At 48.0% G+C, this 25,278-nt stretch carries 21 protein-coding genes; 2 read left to right on the top strand and 19 right to left on the bottom strand.

The genetic code is table 11. The features are described 5' to 3' along the window. The first annotated feature begins 34 nt into the window (after window positions 1–34). Together ACPYIV_RS09925 and ACPYIV_RS09920 are read left to right on the top strand one after the other, a co-directional pair. Window positions 35–1,408 (top strand): sigma-54-dependent transcriptional regulator, encoded by a 1,374-nt coding sequence (locus tag ACPYIV_RS09925; protein WP_425886432.1) that lies wholly within the window; start codon window positions 35–37, stop codon window positions 1,406–1,408. A gap of 12 nt (window positions 1,409–1,420) precedes the next feature. Then, the gene (locus ACPYIV_RS09920) at window positions 1,421–2,722 is read left to right on the top strand and encodes a sensor histidine kinase (RefSeq protein WP_293739470.1); all 1,302 of its coding nucleotides are present in this window, start codon (window positions 1,421–1,423) and stop codon (window positions 2,720–2,722) included. A gap of 165 nt (window positions 2,723–2,887) precedes the next feature. Here the strand turns inward: ACPYIV_RS09920 and guaB are convergent, their stop codons facing one another. The 19 genes from guaB to ACPYIV_RS09825 form a co-directional block, all read right to left on the bottom strand. Beyond that, window positions 2,888–4,363: an IMP dehydrogenase gene (gene guaB / locus ACPYIV_RS09915; protein WP_293733289.1), complete on the bottom strand. Its 1,476-nt coding sequence runs from the start codon at window positions 4,361–4,363 to the stop codon at window positions 2,888–2,890. Between the two features lie 429 nt (window positions 4,364–4,792). Continuing rightward, the gene (gene bioD / locus ACPYIV_RS09910; RefSeq protein WP_293732784.1) at window positions 4,793–5,470 is read right to left on the bottom strand and encodes a dethiobiotin synthase; all 678 of its coding nucleotides are present in this window, start codon (window positions 5,468–5,470) and stop codon (window positions 4,793–4,795) included. Between the two features lie 6 nt (window positions 5,471–5,476). Then, entirely contained in the window at window positions 5,477–6,241 is a 765-nt protein-coding gene (gene bioC / locus ACPYIV_RS09905) for a malonyl-ACP O-methyltransferase BioC (RefSeq protein ID WP_425886431.1), read from the bottom strand. Continuing rightward, window positions 6,229–6,894 (bottom strand): DUF452 family protein, encoded by a 666-nt coding sequence (locus ACPYIV_RS09900; RefSeq protein ID WP_425886430.1) that lies wholly within the window; start codon window positions 6,892–6,894, stop codon window positions 6,229–6,231. Before ACPYIV_RS09900 ends, bioC begins: the two co-directional genes overlap by 13 nt. Window positions 6,895–6,940: 46 nt before the next feature. Beyond that, entirely contained in the window at window positions 6,941–8,089 is a 1,149-nt protein-coding gene (locus ACPYIV_RS09895; RefSeq protein ID WP_425886429.1) for an 8-amino-7-oxononanoate synthase, read from the bottom strand. Between the two features lie 144 nt (window positions 8,090–8,233). Further along, complete coding sequence (bioA, locus tag ACPYIV_RS09890; protein WP_425886428.1) at window positions 8,234–9,511, bottom strand: adenosylmethionine--8-amino-7-oxononanoate transaminase; 1,278 nt, start codon at window positions 9,509–9,511, stop codon at window positions 8,234–8,236. Beyond that, window positions 9,508–10,488, bottom strand: coding sequence for a biotin synthase BioB (bioB, locus tag ACPYIV_RS09885; RefSeq protein ID WP_425886427.1), 981 nt, complete (start codon window positions 10,486–10,488; stop codon window positions 9,508–9,510). The genes bioA and bioB overlap by 4 nt, the downstream gene beginning before the upstream one ends. A 4-nt stretch (window positions 10,489–10,492) precedes the next feature. Continuing rightward, entirely contained in the window at window positions 10,493–10,921 is a 429-nt protein-coding gene (locus tag ACPYIV_RS09880) for a hypothetical protein (RefSeq protein ID WP_293739464.1), read from the bottom strand. Window positions 10,922–10,927: 6 nt separating this feature from the next. Beyond that, the gene (locus ACPYIV_RS09875) at window positions 10,928–12,457 is read right to left on the bottom strand and encodes a peptide MFS transporter (RefSeq protein WP_425886426.1); all 1,530 of its coding nucleotides are present in this window, start codon (window positions 12,455–12,457) and stop codon (window positions 10,928–10,930) included. 21 nt (window positions 12,458–12,478) lie between these two features. Beyond that, window positions 12,479–13,546 (bottom strand): DUF4831 family protein, encoded by a 1,068-nt coding sequence (locus ACPYIV_RS09870; protein ID WP_293739463.1) that lies wholly within the window; start codon window positions 13,544–13,546, stop codon window positions 12,479–12,481. A gap of 222 nt (window positions 13,547–13,768) precedes the next feature. Then, entirely contained in the window at window positions 13,769–14,200 is a 432-nt protein-coding gene (locus tag ACPYIV_RS09865) for a DUF3244 domain-containing protein (RefSeq protein ID WP_293732793.1), read from the bottom strand. Window positions 14,201–14,248: 48 nt separating this feature from the next. Further along, window positions 14,249–15,967, bottom strand: a complete 1,719-nt coding sequence (locus ACPYIV_RS09860; protein ID WP_300761355.1) for a tetratricopeptide repeat protein — start codon at window positions 15,965–15,967, stop codon at window positions 14,249–14,251. A 233-nt stretch (window positions 15,968–16,200) separates the two neighbouring features. Beyond that, complete coding sequence (locus ACPYIV_RS09855) at window positions 16,201–17,712, bottom strand: NAD(P)H-hydrate dehydratase (RefSeq protein WP_425886425.1); 1,512 nt, start codon at window positions 17,710–17,712, stop codon at window positions 16,201–16,203. Window positions 17,713–17,787: 75 nt separating this feature from the next. Next, a complete protein-coding gene (locus ACPYIV_RS09850; RefSeq protein WP_425886424.1) occupies window positions 17,788–19,122 on the bottom strand; it encodes a sensor histidine kinase in 1,335 nt (444 codons plus the stop codon). Continuing rightward, on the bottom strand, window positions 19,119–20,489 hold the full coding sequence (locus ACPYIV_RS09845; RefSeq protein WP_425886423.1) for a sigma-54-dependent transcriptional regulator: 1,371 nt from the start codon (window positions 20,487–20,489) through the stop codon (window positions 19,119–19,121). The genes ACPYIV_RS09850 and ACPYIV_RS09845 overlap by 4 nt, the downstream gene beginning before the upstream one ends. 239 nt (window positions 20,490–20,728) lie before the next feature. Then, complete coding sequence (locus ACPYIV_RS09840; RefSeq protein WP_293739457.1) at window positions 20,729–21,169, bottom strand: DUF5606 domain-containing protein; 441 nt, start codon at window positions 21,167–21,169, stop codon at window positions 20,729–20,731. 102 nt (window positions 21,170–21,271) lie between these two features. Then, a complete protein-coding gene (locus ACPYIV_RS09835; protein WP_425886422.1) occupies window positions 21,272–23,662 on the bottom strand; it encodes a glycoside hydrolase family 3 N-terminal domain-containing protein in 2,391 nt (796 codons plus the stop codon). A 22-nt stretch (window positions 23,663–23,684) separates the two neighbouring features. Next, window positions 23,685–24,266, bottom strand: coding sequence for a dephospho-CoA kinase (coaE, locus tag ACPYIV_RS09830; RefSeq protein WP_293739455.1), 582 nt, complete (start codon window positions 24,264–24,266; stop codon window positions 23,685–23,687). Next, window positions 24,259–25,272, bottom strand: a complete 1,014-nt coding sequence (locus ACPYIV_RS09825; RefSeq protein ID WP_293732801.1) for a CdaR family protein — start codon at window positions 25,270–25,272, stop codon at window positions 24,259–24,261. The genes coaE and ACPYIV_RS09825 overlap by 8 nt, the downstream gene beginning before the upstream one ends. Window positions 25,273–25,278: the final 6 nt, after the last annotated feature.

The raw sequence follows: 25,278 nt of genomic DNA, 5'->3' as shown, positions 1-25,278 counted from the left end.
AAATCATAAATCATAAATTTGAAATCATACATCAATGATCCTGATAATAGACGATGATGCTGCCGTTCGTTCCTCGCTGACCTTCTTGTTGAAACGGGCCGGGTTCGAGCCGGAAGCCGTTCCTGGGCCGGAAGAAGCGTTGGCTGTCGTACGCCGTACGGTGCCGCAGCTTATCCTGATGGATATGAACTTTACGCTGACCACCACCGGCGAAGAAGGTATACAATTGCTGAAGCAGGTGAAGATTTTCCAGCCTGATGTTCCGGTGATCCTGATGACGGCATGGGGATCTATTTCGCTCGCGGTACAGGGAATGCAGGCGGGCGCTTTTGATTTTGTGACCAAACCTTGGAATAACCTCGTGCTGCTGAAATCCATCCGCACGGCGATCGAGTTGAGCGAACAGAAGAAGGAACTGGAAACACCTCTGAACCGACTGGATGCCGACAATAAATTCCATTTTGATAAGATCATAGGCCAGAGCGCCCCGCTAATGGACGTGTTGGGGACGGTTTCCCGGATTGCTCCGACCAACGCTTCTGTCCTGATAACCGGCGAGAGCGGGACAGGTAAGGAGCTTATTGCCGAGGCGATCCATACAAATAGCCCGCGTGCTAAGGAACCGTTTGTGAAAGTCAACCTCGGCGGGCTCTCGCAAAGCCTTTTCGAGAGCGAGATGTTCGGCCATAAGAAAGGAGCGTTTACCGACGCCTACATCGACCGCACCGGACGTTTCGAGATGGCCAACAAAGGGACGATCTTCCTTGACGAGATCGGCGACCTCGAACTGTCCTGCCAGGTGAAACTGCTGCGTGTCCTGCAAGACCAGACGTTCGAAGTATTGGGCGACAGCCGTCCCCGTAAAGTCGATATCCGTGTGGTCAGCGCGACGAACTGCAACTTGCGCGAGATGGTGACCGAGCGTACGTTCCGGGAAGATTTGTTTTACCGCATCAACCTGATAACCGTCCACCTGCCCGCACTCCGCGAGCGGAAAGACGACATCCCCTTGCTGGCACGCTATTTTGCCGATAAACAGTCGGAAGTGAACGGCCTGCCCACCGTCCGTTTCTCGTCCGAAGCCCTGGCATTCTTGCAAAAGTTGCCTTACCCCGGCAATATCCGGGAACTGAAGAACCTGGTGGAACGGACCATGCTGGTATCTGGTAAGGCAGTCTTGGAAGCCTCCGACTTCGAAAGCCAGTGCCTCCATACGACACAGCCGGCAAAGACCGGGGCCGTTCCCTCGCTTGGCGGGATGACGTTGGATGAATTGGAAAAGCAAACGATCCTCCAGGCGTTGAAGACGCATGCCGGCAATCTTTCACACGTCGCCACGGCACTCGGCATCAGCCGGGCAGCTTTGTACCGCCGCCTCGAGAAATATGATATCCCGGTTGACAAATAAACAGTTGGGCAGATGAGAATAAGAGGATTGTTTTGGATATTGACCGTGTTGCTGTTATTTGTGTTGGCGATTATCACCTATCATGCTTTTTATGAGGAATCGTCTTTCATGTTCTTTTTCGTAGAAGGCATCGTGATCCTGACGATTATCTATCTGCTTGTTTTCTATAGTCGGATCATTAAGCCATTGGATATAATAGGGAACGGTATGGAACTGTTGAAAGAGCAGGATTTCAGTTCCCGCCTGAGTCATGTGGGGCAGAAGGAAGCGGACCGCATCGTCGATATCTTTAACAAGATGATGGAACAGTTGAAGAACGAACGCCTGCATCTTCGTGAACAGAATCATTTCCTGGATCTGTTAATCAACGCCTCGCCGATGGGAGTGATTATGCTGAACCTCGATAAGGAAGTCCTCTCTGTCAATCCTACGGCGCATAAGATGTTAGGAGTTCCTTTCCTGTCGGATATCGTGGGCAAGCGCCTGCCGGAACTGGATTCGCCTTTGGCGGAGGAGCTGGCGTTGATCCCTTTGTACGACTCGCAGACAGTCCGCCTGAACGACGCCAATATATATAAATGTACACATTCGTCGTTTGTGGATCGCGGTTTCCATCATTCTTTCTACTTGGTGGAGATGCTGACGCAGGAAGTCTTCAAAGCTGAAAAGAAAGCGTACGAGAAAGTGATCCGTATGATTGCCCACGAAGTGAACAACACGACTGCCGGTATCACTTCCACACTCGACACGCTCGAATCGACCTTCAGCGAGATGCAGGATACGGAAGATATCTGTGAAGTCCTGCGCGTTTCGATAGAGCGCTGCTATAGCATGAGCCATTTCATCACGAACTTTGCCGACGTGGTACGAATACCGGAGCCGCAAACCAAGACACAGCCGCTAAACGGCGTCGTCTTCTCGTGCAAGCGTTTTATGGAAACGATTTGCCTGAACCGGAATATCCGGATCGTGATGGAGTTGGACCCTGTTTCGCCGATTGTCGATCTGGACAATTCCCTCTTCGAGCAAGTGTTGGTCAACATCATCAAGAACGCCTCCGAATCGATTGACCACGACGGCGAGATCTACATCCGCACTTCCAGTAATCCGGTCTGCCTGGAAATCGCTGACACTGGCAAAGGCATTGATAAGGAGACGGAGGCCAAGTTGTTCAGCCCCTTCTTCTCCACCAAACGTGGCGGACAGGGCATCGGCCTGATCTTTATCCGCGAAGTGCTCCAAAAGCACAACTGCACTTTCTCTCTCAGGACCTATGCTGATGGACTGACGCGGTTCAGAATCCTGTTCGAGTAGTTTTGAATAATAGCTTTCCAAGAATAAGGGTCTGATCCTGACATTGATTATGGTAAACAGCAACCGAGTGGCGCTGTTTACCATAAAACAAAATTATTTAACGGATTATCTTTGAATGTTGTCGCCGGTTATTCCTGATTCTTAAAAAAGAGAGTCTGTCTTTAACTATTCTCCACGGCTGTAATTGGGAGCTTCCTGCGTAATTGCCACGTCATGCGGATGGCTTTCTAGTACTCCCGCATTTGTGATACGTGTAAACTTGGCGTTATGCAGTTCATCGATATTATGCGCTCCGCAATAGCCCATTCCTGCACGTAATCCGCCTACCATCTGGTAGATAACTTCATACAATGAACCTTTATACGGAACGCGGGCAGCAATACCTTCCGGCACAAGTTTTTTCACATCGTCTTCCACATCCTGGAAGTAGCGGTCTTTCGAACCTTTCTGCATGGCTTCCAGCGATCCCATTCCACGATACGATTTAAACTTGCGTCCGTTGAAGATGATCGTTTCGCCCGGTGATTCTTCCACACCTGCCAACAATGATCCCATCATGACGGAAGATCCGCCGGCTGCAATCGCTTTCACGATATCACCCGAATAGCGCAAGCCGCCATCGGCAATCAACGGAACACCTGTGCCTTTAAGCGCTTTCGCCACATCGTAGATCGCGGACAACTGCGGCACGCCCACACCTGCAATCACGCGGGTCGTACAGATGGAACCCGGTCCTATACCGACTTTTACGGCATCCGCACCGGCTTCTACCAGGTATTTGGCAGCTTCGCCCGTAGCGATATTACCGACAACACAATCGATATGCGGGTACTGGGCTTTGATTTGCTTCAAGACGTCGACAACCCCTTTGGAGTGGCCGTGAGCCGTATCGATCACCAGTGCATCCGCACCGGCTTCGACCAAAGCGGCTACGCGTTCGAACGTGTTGAAGGTTACACCAACACCTGCAGCTACACGAAGGCGGCCTTTTGAATCCTTGCAGGCTGTCGGTTTATCTTTTGCCCGTGTTATATCTTTATAGGTAATCAGACCGACCAGTTTATTCTGGCTGTCTACAACCGGAAGTTTTTCGATCTTATGCTGTTGCAGGATGCTGGCTGCTGCTTCCAGATCGGTCGACTGGTCTGCTACAATCAGGTTCTCTTTTGTCATTACCTCGTCGATCGAACGGTTCATATCCCGCTCGAAACGCAAGTCACGATTCGTCACGATACCGACTAAGCAACCCGATTCATCCACAACGGGAATACCACCGATCTTATACTCTTTCATCATCCCCAAAGCATCGCCGACAGTCTTGCCTCTCGTGATGGTAACGGGATCATAGATCATGCCGTTCTCAGCACGTTTCACACTCTGGACCTGCTTGGCCTGTTCGGCGATTGTCATATTCTTATGTATCACACCGATACCGCCTTCGCGAGCGATAGCGATTGCCATCTTAGCTTCGGTAACCGTATCCATGGCAGCTGAAACCATCGGGATATTCAAAGAAATGTTGCGGGAAAACTTTGTCGTAAGATCGACATTTCGGGGGAGGACTTCCGAATAGGCCGGAATCAACAATACATCATCGAACGTTAATCCGTCCATAACCACTCTGTCTGCAATAAATGACATAGACTAATGCTTTAATTATATTGCGCGCAAATGTAAGAATAATTTTCCAATGTACCAAGGCATATTGGAAGGGGGTTGGGGCGACCGCACCAAATTCATTTTTAAGCGATACGATCTTATGGACTACATAATATAAGTAATAATCTATCCCTGCTATAAGAAAACTTATCTACATAGGCATAAAAAACATCGGAGTGCCTATCAATTCTGTAATCAGTGCCAGTGATTATAAAATCAGTGCCAGCAATTATATAATCACAACCACTGATTATAAAATCACTGACACCGATTACAGAATTAGCAGGCACTTAAGAAAGAATTATTCGGTACAAAAACGGTTTTTTCTCTCCATAGAAATAAAGAATTGTTACTGCTGGATTTGGCGCGGTTGCCCTATAAGGGGGTTGGGCTGCTTCATGTTCGAGTGGTTTAGAGCAGGCTGCTGATGTCAACGTTTACCTTTCCTGCCAATGCTTCCGGGAGGGTGATAAGAGCGGTTCCGGGGAATTCCCTTGCCAGGTATCGGGTGAGGTATTCCAGGGTGTTGGCGGTTATCAGTTCATCGGTGGGGGGATAGAGATTATAGGCGACTGCCCGGACTGGGACTCCATATTGCTTGCAGGCATAGAGGCTTAGCAAGGTGTGGTTGATGCTTCCCAATTTGCCGGATGTGACTAAGATGATCGGGTAGCCTTGTTCTTTTACATAGTCGATGGTGAGCGAATGGAGGTCGTTCGGAACCATTAAGCCGCCCGCGCCTTCGAGCAAGACATATTCGTATTGCTCTTGTAGTTTGCGGGTTGCTTCGGCGATAATGGCGAGGTCGATTGTCCGTCCGTCTTTTTCGGCGGCCATGTGGGGAGAGCAGGGATAGGTGAAGATATAGGGGCAGGTCAAACCGGATTTGTCTTCTTCCGTGAAGGGAATCCCTTGTATCTTCCGATGCATTTCAATGTCTTCCGAGATGTCTGTACAACCCGTTTGGATCATTTTCTGAGTAATGACTCGTTTGCCTTGTCCAGCCAGGGCGGATGCAATCAGGCCGGTGGCGAATGTTTTACCGATATTGGTGTCGATTCCTGTGATAAATAATACTTTTCCTTTCATGTTGTTCTATTTTTTTACTGCCACGATATAGAGCGGGCGGTATGTGAGTGTTACTTGGTTGCCGGTTACGGTAAACCGGTCTGAATATTGTTGGCAGAATGACGCCTGCCGGCCTTTTGTCCAGGGACTGCCTCCGGTGGCCGTTACGCCGGTGGCTTTCAGATGCCTCAGTACGTCTAAGGGCGACCGGAAGGTGAGGACGATTGCTTCCTCTTCCCGGTGGAGCAGGTTGAAATCTGCGGATAGCCATCCGGCAAGCGTGTCGGCGGACGGATATGCGAGTCCTTTCCCGGTTAATACCTTTATTTCATGGAGGTTATCGGGGATAAAGGTGCTTAGCAGGAGCACGCCCTGTGGAACCAGCAACCCTGCCAGTTTACGAAGGAACGCTTCCGGCTCTTTCATCCATTGGAAAACAGAGGCGGAGGCTATCAAGTCAAACTTGCCGGGGAAGGGTAGCGCCTCGGCATCCCCGGCAATGAAACGGGGAGGGGAGCCAGGGAAGAGAAGGTTGATCTTTTCCCGGCAACCTTCGCAGAGGTCGTTCAATACCCATTCGTCGATATGGGCTTGCCGTTTCAACGCTTGCGTGAGTCCACCGGTGCCGCAACCGATCTCCAATAACCGCTTGTAACGGGTATTCGCCTGGTGGCGGACAAGGAGGGAAGCCAGCTTCCGGCTGATGCGGTGTTGGGCATCGGCATGATTATCATAACTCGAGAGGGCACGGGTGAATCGGGTATGTATGCATTTGGTCTCTATCGGTTCCATATTTCATTCCATTGTTTCCATAAATAAAAGGGATAATGGGGAGCCTCTATCTCGGCAACCGGACAGCGGCCTTGCCAGAAAGCAAATTGGTTGCCGGTGGGAAAGATGCGGTCACCGGAGGAGATAAGGACATGGGTCCATCCGCTAAAGAGTGGGGCGGATGGGGGCGTTTTCCTTATTGCGGCATAGAGGGCTTGCAACTCTTCCCGGATTTCATCGAGCGGGCGGGGCGGAATCGACTCATAGGCTTGCAGAATGTCGCGTTTGCTGCACATCCTGCGGTTGAAGCGGTGCAGGCCTTCTTCGGTTACATTCTCCAATGTCCCCTGGAAAATGGTTTCGGGGATGCCCCACTGGTCATGGATCGGGTAGGGGGTCCCATTGATGGCGATAGCTTCGGTAAAGGGGAGGTTCATCTCTGCAAATATGGCTGATGCTACCCATACACCTAAAGACCAGGCGACTAAACAGATTTGCTGATAGGCAGAAAGTTCTTCCATCGGGAAGAGGGCGTCACGATAGTCGTAGCAGATCCAGAGATCCGTGTCCGGCTCCGTCTCTAAATGGCGGAAGGCTTCGGGAGAAGCTGACCAGCCAGAGAAGAGAAGGAGGAGTTTGCGATTGGCTTCCTTCGTTTGTTTATATATTTTCATTTAATTATAGTTGTTCTATGAATAATTTTTTACTGGAATATACGCCCTATCGGGAATAAATTAAACGTACTAAACTCTTTACTTCTTCCTCCGTCACATTGGCCGTTAGTGAGAAGCGAATCCGAGCGGTTCCTTTGGGGACGGTCGGTGGACGGACGGGGAGGCAGTAAAAACCTTTGCGTTGCAGTTCAAGGCTTGTGCGGATACAATCTTCGTTTTCACCGATGATGAAAGGGATGATATGGCTGGCCGAGATCTCACCGCCTTTCCCTTTCAAAGCGTCCGAGAGCAGGCGGCTGGTCACGGACAGCCGGCGCCGTTCTTCCGTCAAGTTGGGAAGTTTCTCAAACAAGAGTTTCGTCCAGGCGACTTGTACGGGCGGCAGTGCCGTACTGAATATCAAAGGACGCATCGTGTTAACTAAATACTCCCGGATCACACGGCTGCACAGGAGATAAGCCCCCATCGAGCCCAATGCCTTGCCGAACGTGCCGACTAATAGGTCGATCTCCCCGATGCACCCCTGTTCTTCGGCAATCCCTAAGCCATTTTCTCCCCTGACACCGATCGCATGTGCTTCATCTACATAAAGCCAGGTATTTGGAAAGCTCTTCTTCAAATCCACTAAGCGGCGAAGGTCGGCGACATCCCCGTCCATGCTGAAAATACTTTCCGTAACGATGATAACCTGCTCATAGTCATTTGCATATTTAGTCAATAACTGTTCTAAGTGGCGATAATCATTATGCCGGTAACGCTGGTATGGTGAACTGCTCAACAAGATACCATCGATGATGCTCGCGTGCACTAATTTATCCGCCAGGATCAATGACCGCTTATCCGCCAAGGCAGGCAATATTCCCGTATTGGCATGATAACCACTATTGAAAAGCAAAGCAGCCTCGCGTCCGAACCGACTGGCCATCAATTGTTCCAACTCACTATAAACCGTGAAGTTGCCCGTCAGCAACCGGGAAGAGGCGGATGAGAACGGCAGCCCGTTTTCATGCAACCGCCATAGAAACTCATCCCGCAACTCCTGTCGTGACGACAGACCGAGATAGTCGTTGGACGATAGATTCAACATCTTCCGCCCCTCTTTTTCGATCCATTTGCCACGATGGACAACTTCCGGGAGGTTGCGCAGGTTGCCGGTAGCCTTTAGCCGGTTCAATATATCGTTATAATCTTTCATCTTATTTTTGTTTTTCTATAATGAGCTATTTTGTATTGACACTCGATGCAACATTGTATAAGGTGGTAATACAACATTGTATTACCACCTTATACAATACTGTCGATGGTGCTTCGATAAGGTTGTCGATGGTGCGTCGACAAATTATTCCTTTAATATAGCCAGTAATTCTTTCGTCAACTTCGACAATTCTTTCTTCGAGATGATGAAGGGCGGCATCAGGTAAACCAACCTCCCGAACGGACGCACCCAGATACCCGCTTCGACGAAACGTTTCTGCAGGACAGCCATATCGACAGGCTTCTTCATCTCGACCACGCCGATCGCTCCCAACACACGCACTTCCTGTACGCCGGGGAAGGACGCCGCCACAGCCAGCTCCTCCCTGAGTTGCGCCTCTATCCCCTTCACCTTCTCCTGCCATCCGCTTTCGAGCAACAAAGTGACCGATGCCGATGCGACCGCACAAGCTAACGGGTTTCCCATGAACGTGGGCCCGTGCATGAAACATCCGGCCTCGCCACCGCAGATCGTGTTGGCCACGGGCGTGCTGGTTGCGGTCGCCGACAGTGTCATATACCCTCCCGTCAACGCCTTGCCGATGCACATGATGTCCGGTTCCACAGCGGCCCATTCCCAGGCGAAAAGCCGTCCCGTGCGCCCGAACCCCGTTGCAATCTCATCGAAGATAAGTAAGACTTGGTAGCGGTCACACAGTTCGCGTGCCGCAACGAGAAATTGGGGTGAATAGAAATACATACCTCCTGCGCCCTGCACGACAGGCTCGAGGATCAGGGCAGCGATCTCGTTGGAATGCTTCTCCAACAAGTCTTTTAAAGGCTCCATCGCCCTATCGTCCCATTCTTCCCCGAACTTGACCGAGGGCTGGGGGATAAAATATTGTACCGGCAGGCTCCCGGCAAAGATCCCATGCATACCGGTCACGGGGTCGCACACCGACATCGCGTGCCATGTGTCACCGTGATACCCGCTGCGGATGGTGGCAAAAGCGTGCTTTCGTGGCATCCCCTTAGCCTGCCAATATTGGATCGCCATCTTCAGGGCGACCTCCACGGCAACGGAACCACTGTCGGCAAAGAACAACTTTTCCATCGTAGGAGGAAGCAAAGGAAGCAGCTTGGCGGCCAACTCGACCGCCGGTTCGTGGGTAAAGCCTCCGAACATGATGTGGCTCATCTTTTCCAACTGTGCCTTCACGGCGGCATTCAGTACCGGGTGGTTGTAGCCATGCACGGCGGCCCACCACGAGGACATACCGTCGATCAGCTTCCGGCCGTCTTTCAGGGTAATCGTGACGCCTTCCGCCCGCTCGACCGGATAGACGGGCAGCGGGTCGATAGTCGATGTGTAGGGGTGCCAGATGTGTTCCCGGTCGAAATGTAGTAGTTCTTCTGTCGTCATCTTTCCCAATCTGTATTTTCGGTTAATGAATATCCTTCGGAGACGAAAAGGGCTTTGTCATCCGCCACCCTGCTCCCGATGGTCGTCAGCAGGTCACCGATGATCGCCGAGTTGATACCGATGTAGAGCGCCTTGCGCTGTACCGCCTCGCTCAACCTGGCCCGCCCGCCTGAGAAACGCAGGTAAGCTTTGGGGTTGATGAAACGAAACAGTGCGATGGTGGTTAGGAACTCCTCGTCCGTCAATGGCTGTGTCTTTTCCAACGGTGTGCCGGGAATAGGTTGGAGAAGGTTTAAGGGGATAGAGAGAATCCCTTCCCTTTGCAGGAGCATGGCCATCTCGATCCGCTGCTTGACCGTTTCACCCATCCCGATTATCCCGCCTGAGCAGATGCGGAAGCCGATCTCCCTTGCCTGCCGGATCGTTTGGAGCTTTTGCTCTATCGTGTGCGTCGTGCAAAGGGTATGGAAGTAGGAGGGGGCAGTCTCTATATTACAATGGTAATTCTCTGTGCCGCTGTCATAAAGCGCCTGCAATTGCTCGCGGCTCAACAGTCCCATCGAGGCACAGCACTTAATGCCGCAAGCCTGCTTGATGCTGCGAACGGTCTCCGTAATCTCCACCATATCCCTGTCCGACACCTTCTTCCCGCTGGTGACGAGGGCAAAACGGCCGATCCCCTGCTTGTAGTTATAGGTTGCATGACGGATGCATTCCTCAGCCGGCAACAGTGGATAAAGTGTTACGTTTGTCTTGTAGTGTCCTGACTGCGCACACCATTTGCAGTCTTCGCTGCAATTGCCACTCTTGGCATTAATTATGGAGCATGTATCGAACTTGTCACCCATGAAATGACGGGTGATCTGGTGGGCCGCCTCGTAGAGGGCCTCTTTGTCAGGAGCGGCAGCTAACCCTTTTGCCTGTTCTTCGTCGATCATCCCACCGGCAAGAACGTGTTGTTTAAGTCTTTCTATCATATTATTAAATATACTTTTGTCCTATTATTGAATATAGGTATAAACGAAAAGCGCGGAAGGCATTCAACCATCGGTTGAAACCTTCCGCGCTTCCGGAAATGTCCTTATCTCTTGTATCTGCGTGCGACGCTGCAGGCCGGCTTATGGTCCGGATAGGGCATACGGCTTGCAAAAGGATGAGTGACAGGATGCTTCCCGCACGCTCTTCCCAGCATATATCGTCTTCTTCCTCTGTTTCTCCTTTGCTTGTCGCGCCGGTAGGGAGTACGGAGGCGTGGATGCAGCCGTTCTTAACCTGGAACCGTTCGGATACGTTGGCCGACAGTTGCCCGATCGTCACTGCGTGCTGTATACTGACGAAAGCGGCATACCCTTTCCTGCTCCACCTCTTGAAGCGGAGAGCAACCGGCTTGTATGTATGCTGCTTTCTCATGAGTTGTTATGCCACTTTATCGAGCTTCTTCATGACAGAGAAGATGAAAATTGCCGAAAGAAGGCAAAGTCCGACGAGTACGCCCCATACGATCCATAGAGGCAGGTCGCCCCAGATCCATGCTGCAACAGCGGTAAGGTAATTACCTATGGCTGTGGCGACAAACCATCCCCCCATCATCATTCCTTTATATTTAGGAGGAGCAACCTTCGATACGAAGGATATACCCATCGGCGAAAGAAGCAATTCGCCGAATGTCAATACCAGATAAGTCGAAACGAGCCAGTTGGGTGAAACGAACGACGCATCGCCTGCAGCAACGGCACTTGCCTGCGCATCGGGTGTCAATAACCCGAACGAAGCAAACATCATCACTATATAACCACAAGCTGCAACCAACATCCCCAAACCGATTTTACGCGGAGCCGAAGGTTCTTTCCCTTTACGTGCCAAAGCGCCGAATATAGCCATCGAAACGGGCGTCAGCGCAACAACAAAGAATGGGTTGAACTGCTGGAAAATAGGTGCGTCTACCGGAGTCGATCCGCTAGTTATGCTATACCGGTATCCTAAGAATGCGAGTGCAAGCAAAATGATAATGCCCGATATGACCTTTGCTTTGCTTGTCGCTGACTGGAATAGCGAGAACACCCCGTAGACAATGAAGATGACGGCTACCAGATTCCACACATCGAACATCATGCTCTCCAGACCTGTAGAACTCTTTGCCGTAAACTCGTCGGCAAAGTAGGTTAGCGTAAGTCCGTTCTGATGGAATGCCATCCAGAAAAAGATCACAACGGCAAAGACCAGGCATAGAGCGATGATACGGTCTTTCGTCTCGCGTGGAGAAAGTTCTTCGGCTGTAACTGCCGTTACTTTCCCTTGGCTTTTTTGTTTGCTGCTGCCTTCCACATGCTTGAATGTGCTGCGGCTAATATAATAGATGGCCATTGAAACGACCAGCGAGATACAGGCTACGCCAAAAGCAAAATGATAGGAGTCATTTACGCTGACGCCTAAGTTATGTTGTGCGTATTCCATTATCTTCACTGCTGCCGTCGGTGCAAATAAGGCACCGATGTTGATTGCCATATAGAAAATACTGAATGCGGAATCGCGTTTGGTTGCATATTCGGGGGCATCGTAGAGATTACCTACCATTACTTGCAGGTTTCCCTTGAAAAGACCTGTACCCGAACTGATTACAGCTAAGGCGGCAAACATACAGGCCAGTGCGGTTGTCCCATTACCCAGCGGTAACGCCAACAATACATAACCTATAAACATGGCGACGATACCAATCGTAACCATCTTGCCGTATCCGAATTTGTCGGCCAGGATACCTCCTATGAACGGCAGGAAATAAACCAACGCCAGAAATGTGGAGTAGATCGTTCCGGCCATACCGGGTGATAGACCAAAGTTTGCTTTCAAGAAAAGTACAAAGATCGCGAGCATGGTATAGTAACCGAAACGCTCGCCAGTGTTCGCTAAGGCTAACGCGTATAAACCTTTAGGCTGTCCTTCAAACATAGAATTAAAATTGTTAGATGATTATTGAATGATTTGTTTTATTGCACCTGTTTCCGGGTAGAAATAAACTTTTACCGGAGCTTTTTTGTCTTCAAACATAACGGGGGCGAGTCCTTCCCGTGTACCGAACTGGGTAATTTGTGCTTCGCCTTTATAAAGTGTTTTTTTGTTCATGCTGATTTCGATGCTGGCTTTACCCGGTACATTATATATAATGCCCTTTAGTGATTTTTCTTTCTTTTCTGCTTCTTTAGGTTCTAAAACAGGAGCGCGGTCGATGGCCTTTAAGTTCATATACACAGGTGCTCCGCCTAAATCGTCGGCATCCACGATACCGAGCTGGGGCGAGAAGCGGAATAATACTTCTTTGTCGAGGTTATCAAAGGGAACAATCGTTACGTCATAGTTACTGACTTCCTTAGTACGGATGCCTGTGAATAAGTTGGTTAACGCTTTTTCTTGTTCTTCCAGCTGTTGGATGACCAACTTCATCGCTTCACCGTCTGGTGGCAGGTTATCGGCATCTCCCGTAAGGATGTTCATACGGCTTTCGCGGATACGATAGATTTGCTTGGCTGCTACTTCTGCCTGCTTAGCTGTAGATCCTGCCATAAGCAACTCTTCTGAAAATACAGAAGTGTCGGTTACTTTTGCCGATGCCTGGCTTTTCTTTTTTGCTGCTTCCAGTGCGGATTCTTCGGGAGTATACTCTGCGTTGATGGAACACAGCAATCCGTCTTCTGTCAAATAAGCGTATGGAGCGACTGTCCCGGCTTTAAATTCAACGATAAATGTATTGTCCGCATCGGGTACACCTTTGTTGATCAAGCCGATCTTACCTAATTCGTAATAGACTTTATCTTCTGTGATAGCGTCTTTTACGCCTAAATATTTTTCTGCGTATTTGTAGTATGGACCTGCTTTACAGGTTACTTTCGTAACTTCTGCATCTACGATAAGAGATGTTTTAGGAAGTGAGTAAGTTATACCGAAATTATTTGCCTTAACGGCATTTTTCTTTACAACTTTCGTCTGGGCCATAATCGGGAAACTAAGGAGCAGACTGGCTATAATGATTAAATTCTTCATATTCTAATCTAAGTTTAATCTCTAATAAATGATTGCACAAAACTATGAAATATTTTGTTAGTAACCAACCGGAAAAGCCTCTTTTCCTTATTTAGATTAGAGAAGATATAAAGAACGGTCCCAAGGCGGCGGAAAAGGAGATCGAGATATTAGGCCTGGTTAAATCACCACCCGGGACTGTTCTTAATGCATTACATGTAAAGGAGAATTACACGCAATATGTTATTTTATAGCAAACTCACCAGTTAAATAGCCGAGCTCATGAGTGAATGACAATGTGTAATCACCATTATCAGCATTCAAGATAACTGACTTACTTTGCGGAGCAGATACAGAGATACATTCTTCATAAACCACTTTACCTGTCTTGTCTGTAACCTTTACTATCAGATCAGCAAGTGGATTCACAAAGTTAATTGTTAATACTTTTCCTTCGATGGAGGCTGTAGGAGGTGCAGGCACTACGGAACGTATGTCTTCTTCACTCCATTTTCCTTTAACAAGGATTGAATCACAAAATGCTGCTTGTGCGCAAAAAATGCCACACACAATTAAAATTAAAGTAGAAATAAAATGCTTCATAATGTTAAAATCAGATTTGTTTTTACTAAAAGTCAAAATTGAGATTTTTGACAAAGGTAAATTTATCATCATTATGAAGCTTATTTTTTTGTTGACAAAAATGTGACAAGTTGTATCTTGTTAAAAATCAATTATAAACTTGTCGAATTTTTCTGTGTTTTGAGGCTCTCCTGTAAACTTTTTATATAATCTCCTACGACATTGAGACACTCCTGAACTTGTGATATGCATAATGAATGCTATCTTTTTTATAGGGATATGCATCTTTACAAGATAACAAATATGTATTTCTTCTATGGATATTTGAGGATATAGTAGGATAAGACGATTAGTAAAATCGGGATATGTTGCATCAATTAGTTGATGTAGTTCTTCCCATTCGCTTGAACCGAGCTGAATACCATCCTCTCTATGAATCCTGATATATAAAGATGAATTATGAAAATCTTTTTCCAATAATAGGAAAGTGCCTTGCTTCTCGAAAATTTGTCTGTTTTCCATTTCGAGCATTAGTTTTCTTGTTTCATATAGTTGCCTTTGAACTTCGCTCATTTCTTCTTGTTTGGAATAAAGCTTTTCAGTTAGCTGCAGAATTTGTCTCTTGTTGTCTTCAATATATTGTTGGCTACGTTTGTATTGTTCTTCTTTTATATCAGCTAATTTCTTTTTTCTATGTTGTTCTTTTTTAAAGAAAATAAAACTCAAAATGAAGATAGTTGTAAAGATAATGATCACTTGATAAATCAAGATCATCCGTTGATCTGCTTCTTTTTCAAATTTGTTTTTCTCTTTGGATAGTTGTTGGTAGTTAAACATACTTTGTGTTAATCGTATATTTTCAAAATGAGAATATTCTTTAATAGAATCACGAAGAAATTCACATTGATCAAAATAATTCGAAAAGTTGTCAAAATTTCGTTCTTTTTGAGCTACTTGAGCTAATAGATGTAAAGCTCCAGCTTGTGTGTAAATATTGGAACTGTTTATACAACGATTTAGATTGCTTTTTGCAGAATCCATATTGTTTATAGCAATAAAAAGTTCTCCTTTTGATAAATATATAGGTAATAATGTTTTTTTGTTGGTAGTTAGAGTTATAGCTTCATTCATATATCTTAATGCTATATCGTATTTTTTTGCATTGAGATACAAATTTCCCAAATCGATTAAGATAGCAGCTTTATTTTTAGGTGTAGAAAATGATATAGCTTTTTTATAATAAGTGATAGCACTGTCTAATTGATGAGTCTGAGAGAAAATGCGTGCAATATTTCTTAGGGCAAAAGCCGTTTTTACAGAATCAGGCTTTAACTCCAAATACGACAGGACTTTTTTGTACATGGGTAGCGCCATATCGTTGATATCCTGATATGCATATAGAGTACCTAAGTTGTTGTAAATTTTAATTAGGAGAGTATAATCTTTTGAATCATCTCCGATTTCCAAAGCCTTTAAGTAATATTCTTGTGCCTGTAGAGCATCCTGTAAATCAGAGTTTACACGTCCTAAATAGTAGTAAGCTAACATGGAACGTGGTTTGTCTTTGTTTTTCTCAAAATACGTCGCCGCTATTTTTATTAAAGAGTCTGAAGTATGTGTGATATAATTCAGATCTTGGGCTTGGGTTAGGAGCAGGCAGTAGGTTGCATGATCTTTTTCGGATAGTTGGTTGACGTTTTCTATCTTATTTAGGATACTCAAGGCGCTGTCTGGTTGCTCTTCTATGATTTTCTCTGCTTCGAGCAGCATAGGGGCTTGTGGGTGATTATTGCAAGCACTCATGAACAGGAATAACACAATGGACACAAGCGATGTAATATGTAGTAAAAGCTTTTTCATTTTTATCTCCTTTAATTATGGATTCGAATATACTTGTTTTCGGGGAAAAAACGATTTATTTACAATAAAATGTTTTGATCATTTTATTTATTTGCTTCTATTTATAAGAAAAATGCCTATCTTTTTGTAAATACAGTAGCTGATTAGCGGATCGCACAACGAAGATATTGCCACAAAAGAGAGTTTCCCTTTTTGTGGCAATATCTTTGTCGCGTTAAATAAATGGAGAAATTTTATTTTATCTGCTTGAATGCTTTTCCTATCATCTCCACAATATCACTGGCGATCATGCTCTCTTCAGAGCGGTAGACGGTAGCCAGATCACCTGCTGTCCCGTGAAGGAAAACGCCGGCGACGGAGGCCGTTTCAGGTTCTAATCCCTGTGTGAGCAGTGCCAGGATAATACCTGTCAAAACATCGCCACTACCGGCAGTTGCCATACCAGGATTTCCACAGTTGTTGAAATAGACGTTTCCGGTAGCTGTACAGATTGCAGTATATGCCCCTTTCAGGACGACGCAAACCTGATGATCGACGGCGAAAGCCTGTGCCTTTATCAGCCGTTCGTATGAATTGCTGCTTTCCCCCGCTATCCGGTCAAATTCTTTGGGATGCGGTGTCAGGATGCTGCGTGGAGGAATACGTTTCAATAATTCTTTATTGGCGGCGATCAGGTTCAGCGCATCGGCATCGATGACGAGCGGCTTTTCTACTACTTGGAGTATCTGTTCCAATGCTTTGGCAGAATCCGGATGTTTTCCCAAGCCGGGACCAATTGCGATGGAAGAGTAGGCTTTGATGCCGGAGACAGAGCTGAAATGATCTTGATGCTGGTCCAGATCAACCATCGCTTCCGGAAAAGCAGTCTGTAAAATCTGTTCACCCCGTCCGGGAATGTGAACGGTCAGCAAGCCGGCTCCACTTCTAAGGCAGGCTTTGGCAGATAAGAGGGCGGCTCCCATCTTTCCGCGGCTTCCGGCTATCAGAAGCGCATGCCCGAATGTCCCTTTGTGGGCAAAGCGGTTACGGGGTTGGAAGACAACAGCAATATCTTCTTCCGTCACCAATGTGAATTGTGTCGGAGTGCTGGCTATGATTTCCGGGTGTAACAGAATATCCAGCACTTTCCATTCACCAACAAATTCTGCATTTTCAGGAAGCAGGAACGCCAACTTCGGGAAACCGAATGTCAGTGTCAGGTCAGCATGGATAATAGAGTCCGGATCGTTCTTGCGGTTATCTTCTCCGAATAGGCCGGAAGGAATGTCGATCGCAACGATGGTTGCATCCGATTGGTTGATATATCTCACCATTGCTGCAAAACCGCCTGTTAAGGGGCGATTCAAGCCGGAACCGAACAAACCGTCTATCACGACATCCCGTTCTTCCAGTTCGGGCGGGACAAAGTCGTCCACGACTTCCGTGAATTCGATCTTTTCCATATGGAGTAACCGTTGTTTGTTCAACTCGCAGTCCTCGGAAAGACGCATGGTCGGATTGAACAGATAAGTTTCTACCCGGTAACCGGCATCCGTTAGCATACGGGCGATTGCTAATGCATCGGCTCCATTGTTCCCTTGTCCGGCAAATACGATAATGCGGGTTTGTTTGGAATAGCGGCGGCAAAATTCACTTGTAAATACGGTCGCCGCACGTTCTACCAAGTCGATAGAGCTGATCGGTTCGTTTTGAATGGTATATTTATCGAGCTCTCTGACTTTGTCTGTTGAGAATATCTTTATCATAACTATCTGTTGTCATTGTTTTTTTGTGCATACAAATGTAGGAATATTACTTTTCTCTTGAAAGAAAAGTTTTGCTTACTTTTGAATCGAGCCGAAAGTCACGAAGAACCGGCTGCCTTGTCCATCCTCGGATAAAACGGATAAATCTCCTTTGTGCATGTGCATGATCTGTCTGGAAATGCTCAGCCCGATGCCGGAGCCGGATGGTTTGGTCGTGAAGAATGGTATAAAGATACGTTCTTGTACTTCAATCGGTATGCCTGTCCCGTTGTCGCTCACCTGGATAAAGGTCTTGCCTTCTTCGTTGATGCCTGCAGACAATTCGATCTGTGGCTCCGGGTGATGGCGGGTTGCATCCAAAGCATTCTTGATCAGATTGATTAATACCTGTTCGATCAGCCCTTTATCCGCAATAACTTGCAGATGTGTTGTCGAGGGGATGATTTTTATTTTGTCATCCTGGTCCTTGAACAGGAGGCTGATGCCGTTCAGGAAATTGTTGACCGGTATAATCTCCGGAACAGGCATCGGGATGCCCGCCACTTTCCGGTAACTCTCGACGAAGCGAACCAATCCGCTGCTCCTTCGGAAAATAGTTTCGACAGCCTGGTTGATTTCTTCCCGATCTTCCGTATCGACTCCTGGTTCATCCATGCATTTATTCCGGAGCAGTTCGGACAAGGAAACGATCGGTGTCATTGAGTTCATGATCTCGTGCGTTAGAACCCGGATCAGTTTCTGCCAGGCTTCCGTCTCTTTGTTCTCCAGAACAGAGCGGATGTTTTTCATGCTGACAACCGTAAGCGACTTGCCTAAGACGACGAAAGATATGGCCGAAAGAATCAATTGTGAATATTCTTCTTTCCGCCGGACCTGCAGGATGGATAATTCTCCGGGATGCATAGTGCGCAGGCGGCCGGGAAGTTCCGGGTGATAGGCAGTCAGGTCGTCGATCGTTTCGGCAAAGTTTAGTCCCGTTTGTATTTTAAAAGCCTGGTTCATCCATTCCACTTGTCCGGTGTCCGAATAAACAAACACGGAAAGATCGATATGGTTTGCCAAAGCCTGGAAATATTGCAGCTGGCTTTCCTTTTCTTGCAAATGCTTTTTGTAATGTTGCAAAGCCTCTTCCATTACCTTTACCATATCTTGCGGGATTTTGTCGTTCTGTTCTTGCAAGGGAGTTCCGGAGGCGAGGAAATCGGAGTAGCGCATCGACCAGATAAACTGCTTGAACAACCGGTCGCTGCGGTCCATCATGCGAAACAGGTAATACCCTTCGATCAGTATCAGGGCAAACGTGACGATCGCAGAGATGTAAAACCGGAAAGCGACAAGTAGCCCGAACGCCACGCTGGTCGTTAGCAGGAGGAAGATCAATCCGCCCGTTTTTTTCGTGTAACGTTTCATAAGCCGTATTTCTCCAATCTCCTATATAAAGATGTACGCGTGATACCGAGCAGACCCGCTGCCTGTGTCATATTCCCGGAGCAGTGGCGAAGCACTTCCTGTATCGTGTTTTTCTCCAGTTCTTCCAGGTTGAACTTGCCCTCTTTGTCCTGGGAAGCGGAAGCCGGGAGGTGGAGCATAAAATTGTCATATTGCAACTGTTTGGTTTCGGAAAGGATCACGGCACGTTCGATCACATGTTGCAGTTCGCGCACGTTTCCCGGCCAGTTGTACTGTTTAAGAAGTTGATGCGCTTCGTCGGAGAAACCTTCTATCTCTTTTTTATACTTCTGGCAATAGCGTTGCAGGAAATGACGGGCGAGGAGCGTCACATCGTTTCCCCGTTCACGTAATGGCGGGATAGTAATCTCGATCGTATTGATCCGGTATAACAAGTCTTGCCGGAAATGTCCTTCTTGCACGGCTGTATGCAAGTCTGTATTGGTGGCCGAGATCAGGCGGATGTCGATCGGTATCTCTTGGGTGGAGCCAACCCGGTTTATTTTACGTTGTTCGATGACCGTCAGTAGCTTTGATTGGGTCATCAGCGGCAAATTACCGATTTCGTTTAGGAAGAGCGTGCCGCCGGATGCGATCTCGATGCGTCCGGCTTTACTCTTGTCTGCATCTGTAAACGCCCCTTTCTCGTGGCCGAACAGTTCGCTTTCGAACAGTTCGTGCGGGATGCTTCCGAGGTCGATCGGGATGAACGGCTCTTTTCCACGGCCGGATTGTTTGTGAAGCGTATAGGCGATCAGGTCTTTCCCTGTTCCGTTTTCTCCCTGCAACAGGATATTGGCATCCGTGTCTTTCAGCTTTTCAAGCGTCTTGAACACGTTTTGCATAGCTGCCGATTCGCCGATCATCTCTATTTCCGGCTCTGTCGCAGCGGTTAGAGTTGACTTTTGCGCCTTGAGTGTCTGTACTTCCGAGCGGCTGAAACTGAGTTTGAGGGCAGACGATACGGTTGCCAGTATTTTTTCGTTCTGCCAGGGTTTCGGGATAAAGTCGGTTGCGCCGGCTTTGATGGCACGTACGGCTTTTTCTGTGTCCGAGTAGGCGGTGATCAGGATAACGACTGTTTCCGGCGAGATATCCAGTATCCGTTCCAACCAGTAGAATCCTTCTTTCCCGCTGACGGCATCCGCCGTGAAATTCATGTCCAGCAGAATGACATCATACTGGTTTCTGGATACCAACTGATTGATTTCTCTCGGATCGGAGCAAGTTGTGATGCTTTCCATGCGTGGGCGCAGTAACATCTTTAATGTGAATAGAATATCCTCGTTGTCGTCTACTATCAGAATCTTTCCCTGCCGTATTGCCATTGTCTGTCTATTGCTTTTTGTCCCCAAACATACAGATAATTTACGAATCCCCGCCATCTAATCCTGTTTTTCCCGGCGGGTAATTGTAAATACTCGCCGGGTTATCCGGGTTTACCCGTAAGCATTCGGTGTCGTGCATATTTATTTTATTTTATATCTGAATTATTTTTACCATAAAAAAAGAGATGTACCGGATAACCCCGTACATCTCTTTTTTATACTGATTCGTCTGTAATCGATTAAGCCTCTTCTTTCGTTTCTTCAGCCTGAGCCTGTTCTTCTGCCGGTTCTTCCGGGGTGAAGTCTGTGATGCCGGCACCGATCAGGATGTTATACCAGGAGATCAATTTTTTGATGTCGCTCGGATATACACGTTCACGGTCGAAATTGGGAAGGATCTCTGCGAAATAAGCACGTAGTTCGTCCGGTTTGGCAGAAGTAGGGATAGATGCTTGCTGGCCGTTCTCCTTATTTTTGACACTGGTCAACACTTCATGCAAGGGAACTTCTGTTTCATCTGTGTAAATAGCGATGTCTCCCAGAGAAATTACTTTATCTTTTGCGTATGCAGGAACTCTTTTCTGGTCTGCTAACGACTCAACAATCAGCATGTTTTTCCCGTGGGAAACCAATTTAAACAATCCCGGTTTACCCGAGATAGACAAAATCGTCTTCAACATAATACTTTGTTTTTCTAATAGTGTTTAACTTTTGTGCTGCAAATGTAGTATAACTGCCGGGAATTTCCGGCAGTTTTGAGTATATTTTCTTGTTTCTAATGATTATTCACTAAGCGTAAATATCTCTTTCAACCGGATATCTTCGGAACTGCTGCCTATACAGATTTGAAAATCACCGGGTTCGACAACCCATTCCATGTTTTTGTCCAGCAGTTCCAGGTCAGACGGTTTCAGGGTGAAACGGACGGTTTTTGTTTCTCCCGGTTCCAAATGGACCCGTTCGAAGCCCCTCAGTTGGGATTCGTAGACCGTCACGCTGCTGTAGAGGTCTTTCATATAGAGCTGGACGACTTCGTCACCGGCCAAAGCTCCTGTGTTAGTGATGTCTACAGAGACTTGTATGTTGCCTTGCGTTCGGCCTGTCTCCGGTTTAACAACCAGGTTCGAATAGCCGAAAGTCGTATAGCTCAGACCGTATCCGAAAGGATAAAGTGCACCGTAAACAGCCGTTTTCCCATATCCGTTGGGGCCGTCGCCCGGTTGTCCGGCGTGCGAACCGGGCTTGAACGGGAAGTTCAGTTCGATCTGCCCGATCGTTTTCGGGAATGTGACGGTCAGTTTACCTCCCGGATTGTAGTCGCCGAACAGAGTTCCGGCAATGGCATGTCCTCCTTCGGCATTCGGAAACCAGGCTTCAAGGATCGCCGGAATATAACGGTTTTCCCAGTTGATCGTGAGCGGCTGCCCGTTGATCAAGACCAGAACGACCGGCTTGCCCGTTTCTTGCAAAGCCTGCAAGAGTTGCAGCTGGCGGCCCGGAAGTCCCAATCCCGTGCGACTTTTGCTTTCTCCGCAACGGGCTTCGTCTTCACCCAATACGGCGATCACGACATCCGACTGTTTGGCCTGCTCCACAGCCTCGGCGATGGAGGCTTTTTCGGCATCCGTGAGCGGGGTCGGGATGATTTCGCTTTCCGGCCAAGTGGCATCCACCACTTCGCACCCTTTCACATAGGTGATTTCCGACTGTTTGCCTGCGTACTCACGGATTCCTTCCAGCACGTTGGTCACTTCGATATTTTGGGGACCGTAACGGCTGACATAGGCGGTCTTATCGGTAGCCAGCGGGCCTGTTACGAGAATGTGTTTCAGGTTGTTTAGTTTCAGTGGCAGGAGTTGGTTCTCATTTTTCAGCAGGACAAGCGATTCGTGTGCCATCTGTTTGACAAATTCTTTCGTATCGGGAGATGCCACGATCTTGTCGGCGGCCTTCGTGTCTTTCACATAGGGAGAATCGAACAGCCCTAACTGGAATTTTACACGGAGCACGTCGGCAACGTTCCGGTCGAGGGTTTCCTGCGATACTTTCCCTTCCCGGACCAGTTCGCGGAGAGGCAGGATAAAATCTTCGGGCGGTGTAAAATTGGTTTTTACATTCATGCCGGCTTCCACGACCTGGCGAACTCCTTCTTTCGGGGTGTCGGCAACGCGGTGTTTCGTGTGGACGAACTCGACGGCTTCACTGTCCGAAACGACATATCCCTGGAAACCGTATTGCTGGCGGAGCAGTTCGGTCAAGAAATAGTAGCTTGCGCTGACCGGCACGCCGTCGTAATCGTTGTAACTGCTCATAACGCCCATCGGGTGCGACTCGCGTACGATTTTCCGGTAAGGGAACAGATAAAGTTCGTGCATTTCGCGCGGGGCGACATGCGGATCGGTGCGTGCATTCCCGTCCCTGCCGCCTTTGGGGACGCTGTAAACAGCATAGTGTTTCAGGGTGGAGGCCACGCCGTTTTCCTGTATTCCTTCCACCATCTGTTGTCCGAGGGCGGTGACGAGATAGGGATCTTCTCCGTAGCATTCCAGTACGCGGCCCCAACGCGGATCGCGTGCCACGTCGAGGATCGGAGCGTAGACGTTCGTGTAACCCAGTGCTTTGGCTTCGCGTCCGGCGATCTGTCCGGCCTGGCGTACCAATGCTTTGTTCCAGGTGCTTCCGATAGAGATCGGGGCGGGTAGGGGAGTCGCCTTGTCATGGTTCAGCCCGTGGATGCCTTCGTTGGAAAAGTCGACCGGGATGCCGAGGCGTGTCTCTTCCACGAACCAGCGTTGTACGATGTTGATCGCTTCGGCGTGTTTGCTGTATGGATAAGACCACTCCGTCTTTTTCAGGCCGTTCAGGTGTTCGTCTATGTTGGCGATGCCGTCTTTCCAGATTGCATTTTTCCACTCCGGCGTGGGGAGTTCGTCTTTCAGTACCCGCATATATCCGTATAAGGTAGCGAGCTGGCAGGTCTTTTCCTCCAGTGTCATCTGTCCGAGCAGGTCTTTGATCCGCTTTTCGACCGGTTGTGACGGGTCTTCATAAATATCTTTGGCTCCGTTTTTGTTGAAATCGATCCACCCGTTGTGATAAATGCTTTTGGGGGGTGGAGCCATGCTTAATGAGGAGAAGGCAGCTACGGTGAGTAGCAAATAGGTCTTTTTCATGATATGGTGAATTAATATTTCCTTATTTGGAACGCAGACCGGCAAGGAAGGCGGTTACTTGCGGAAGTAAAGCCTGTTCGCCGTCATTGAAGATCACGTAGTCCGATTTCTCTTTCTTCACTTCGTCGGATAGCTGGCTTTCGATGCGGCGTACGATCTCTTCGCGGGGAACGGCATCGCGTTCGAGCGCCCGCCTGATGCGTACCTCCATCGGGGCATAGACCATCAATGCCGTATCGACAACGCGGTCGAAGCCCGATTCGAAAAGGATGGCGGATTCGATCGCACACGCCGGGGCATTCTGCCTCGCCGCCCAGGCAAGGAAATGGCGGTTCACTTCAGGATGAATGATCGCATTCACCTGTGCGAGGCGTTTCGGATTACCGAAAATATGGGAGGCAAGTCGTTTCTTATCCAAACCTTCGGCCGTATAAAGTTCATTGCCGAACAAGGCAATCAGCTTTTCCCGGATAACGGGCGATGTGGCTGTCAGGAGCTTGCTTTCCGTATCGGCGATATAAACGGGAATGCCTGACAGTTTTAACAAGGCGGCTACCACTGATTTACCGCTTCCGATTCCTCCGGTGATTCCTATCTTAATCATTTGATTTTGTTTGTTCCAATATAAATTCGATCCGGTCCGGCGTAATTGTGGCGACATCCACCCAGCCCGGCTTCTTGTTCAGTTGCAAAGGCAATGTTCCTGATGCGTTTTGTTCCAGGTCGGCAAAAGAGATCCGTATCTCGAAATCATCCGCCGAGATATCCTTGAAACGGGAAAGGGGAACGCTGCAACTCACTTTCACCACAGACGGGAATGTGCGCAAGGTGTAATGACGCGGAAGGTTGGTGCAGATAACCGGTATTTCCAACGTCTTTTCCGTATATTCTTCTATCGGGACCGTTACGGTTACGCTTGTCGGTTCGAGAGTGGCTCCGTCGATTTTTTCCAGTTGGACGGTGCGTGTCACGGTCTTGTTCCCTTTCTTGATCTCGGTATAAACCGTTTTTATCTCTTTCAAGGTGTCCAGGACGACGTCGCTGGCGTAAACGCTGATGTTGCGGGGAGTAATGGTTATGTCGCCTGATATTTTGAAACCGGCGTTGGTATGGACGGTTCCGTTGAATACTGCCGGTATCTCCTTTTTGATGCGTTTGCTGTAAGCCGCGTCGATATGCTGGGGCTCGAAACCGAGCAGGGAGGTCGTCGCAATCAGCTGCTTCTTTATATCGCTTTCGATATCTTTCCGGCTGATGACCAGTTTACCGGCTTTTTCCGGCTGTGTTTTCATATTGGCTTCGATCGGGGCAAACGACCGTCCGAAGGAGTAGTTCAGCAATACGCTCCCTTTGTCTTTCACTTTGACCGTAATGGCTTCGGGCGGTGTTTCCGTGAAAGATATATCCGGCGGCACATTCTTGTATTTGACCGGAATTTTGATATCTATTTCATACTCCTGTTGCAGGCTCTGAAGTAGCCAGAAGCCGAAAGCTAACAAGATAAAACAGAAAAAGATCAAGGCCTCTTTCCACTGTTGGCGGTGAAGAAAAGCCTTAATCTCTATCCGGACAGACTTGAATGTTTGTTTGATTTGTCCAAGTCGTGACATATGTTC

The organism is Parabacteroides vesiculifaciens, assembly GCF_049860805.1.
Taxonomy (GTDB): Bacteria; Bacteroidota; Bacteroidia; order Bacteroidales; family Tannerellaceae; genus Parabacteroides.
Note: the sequence above shows the minus strand (reverse complement) of the source record. Positions and strands in the feature narration are given on the sequence as shown.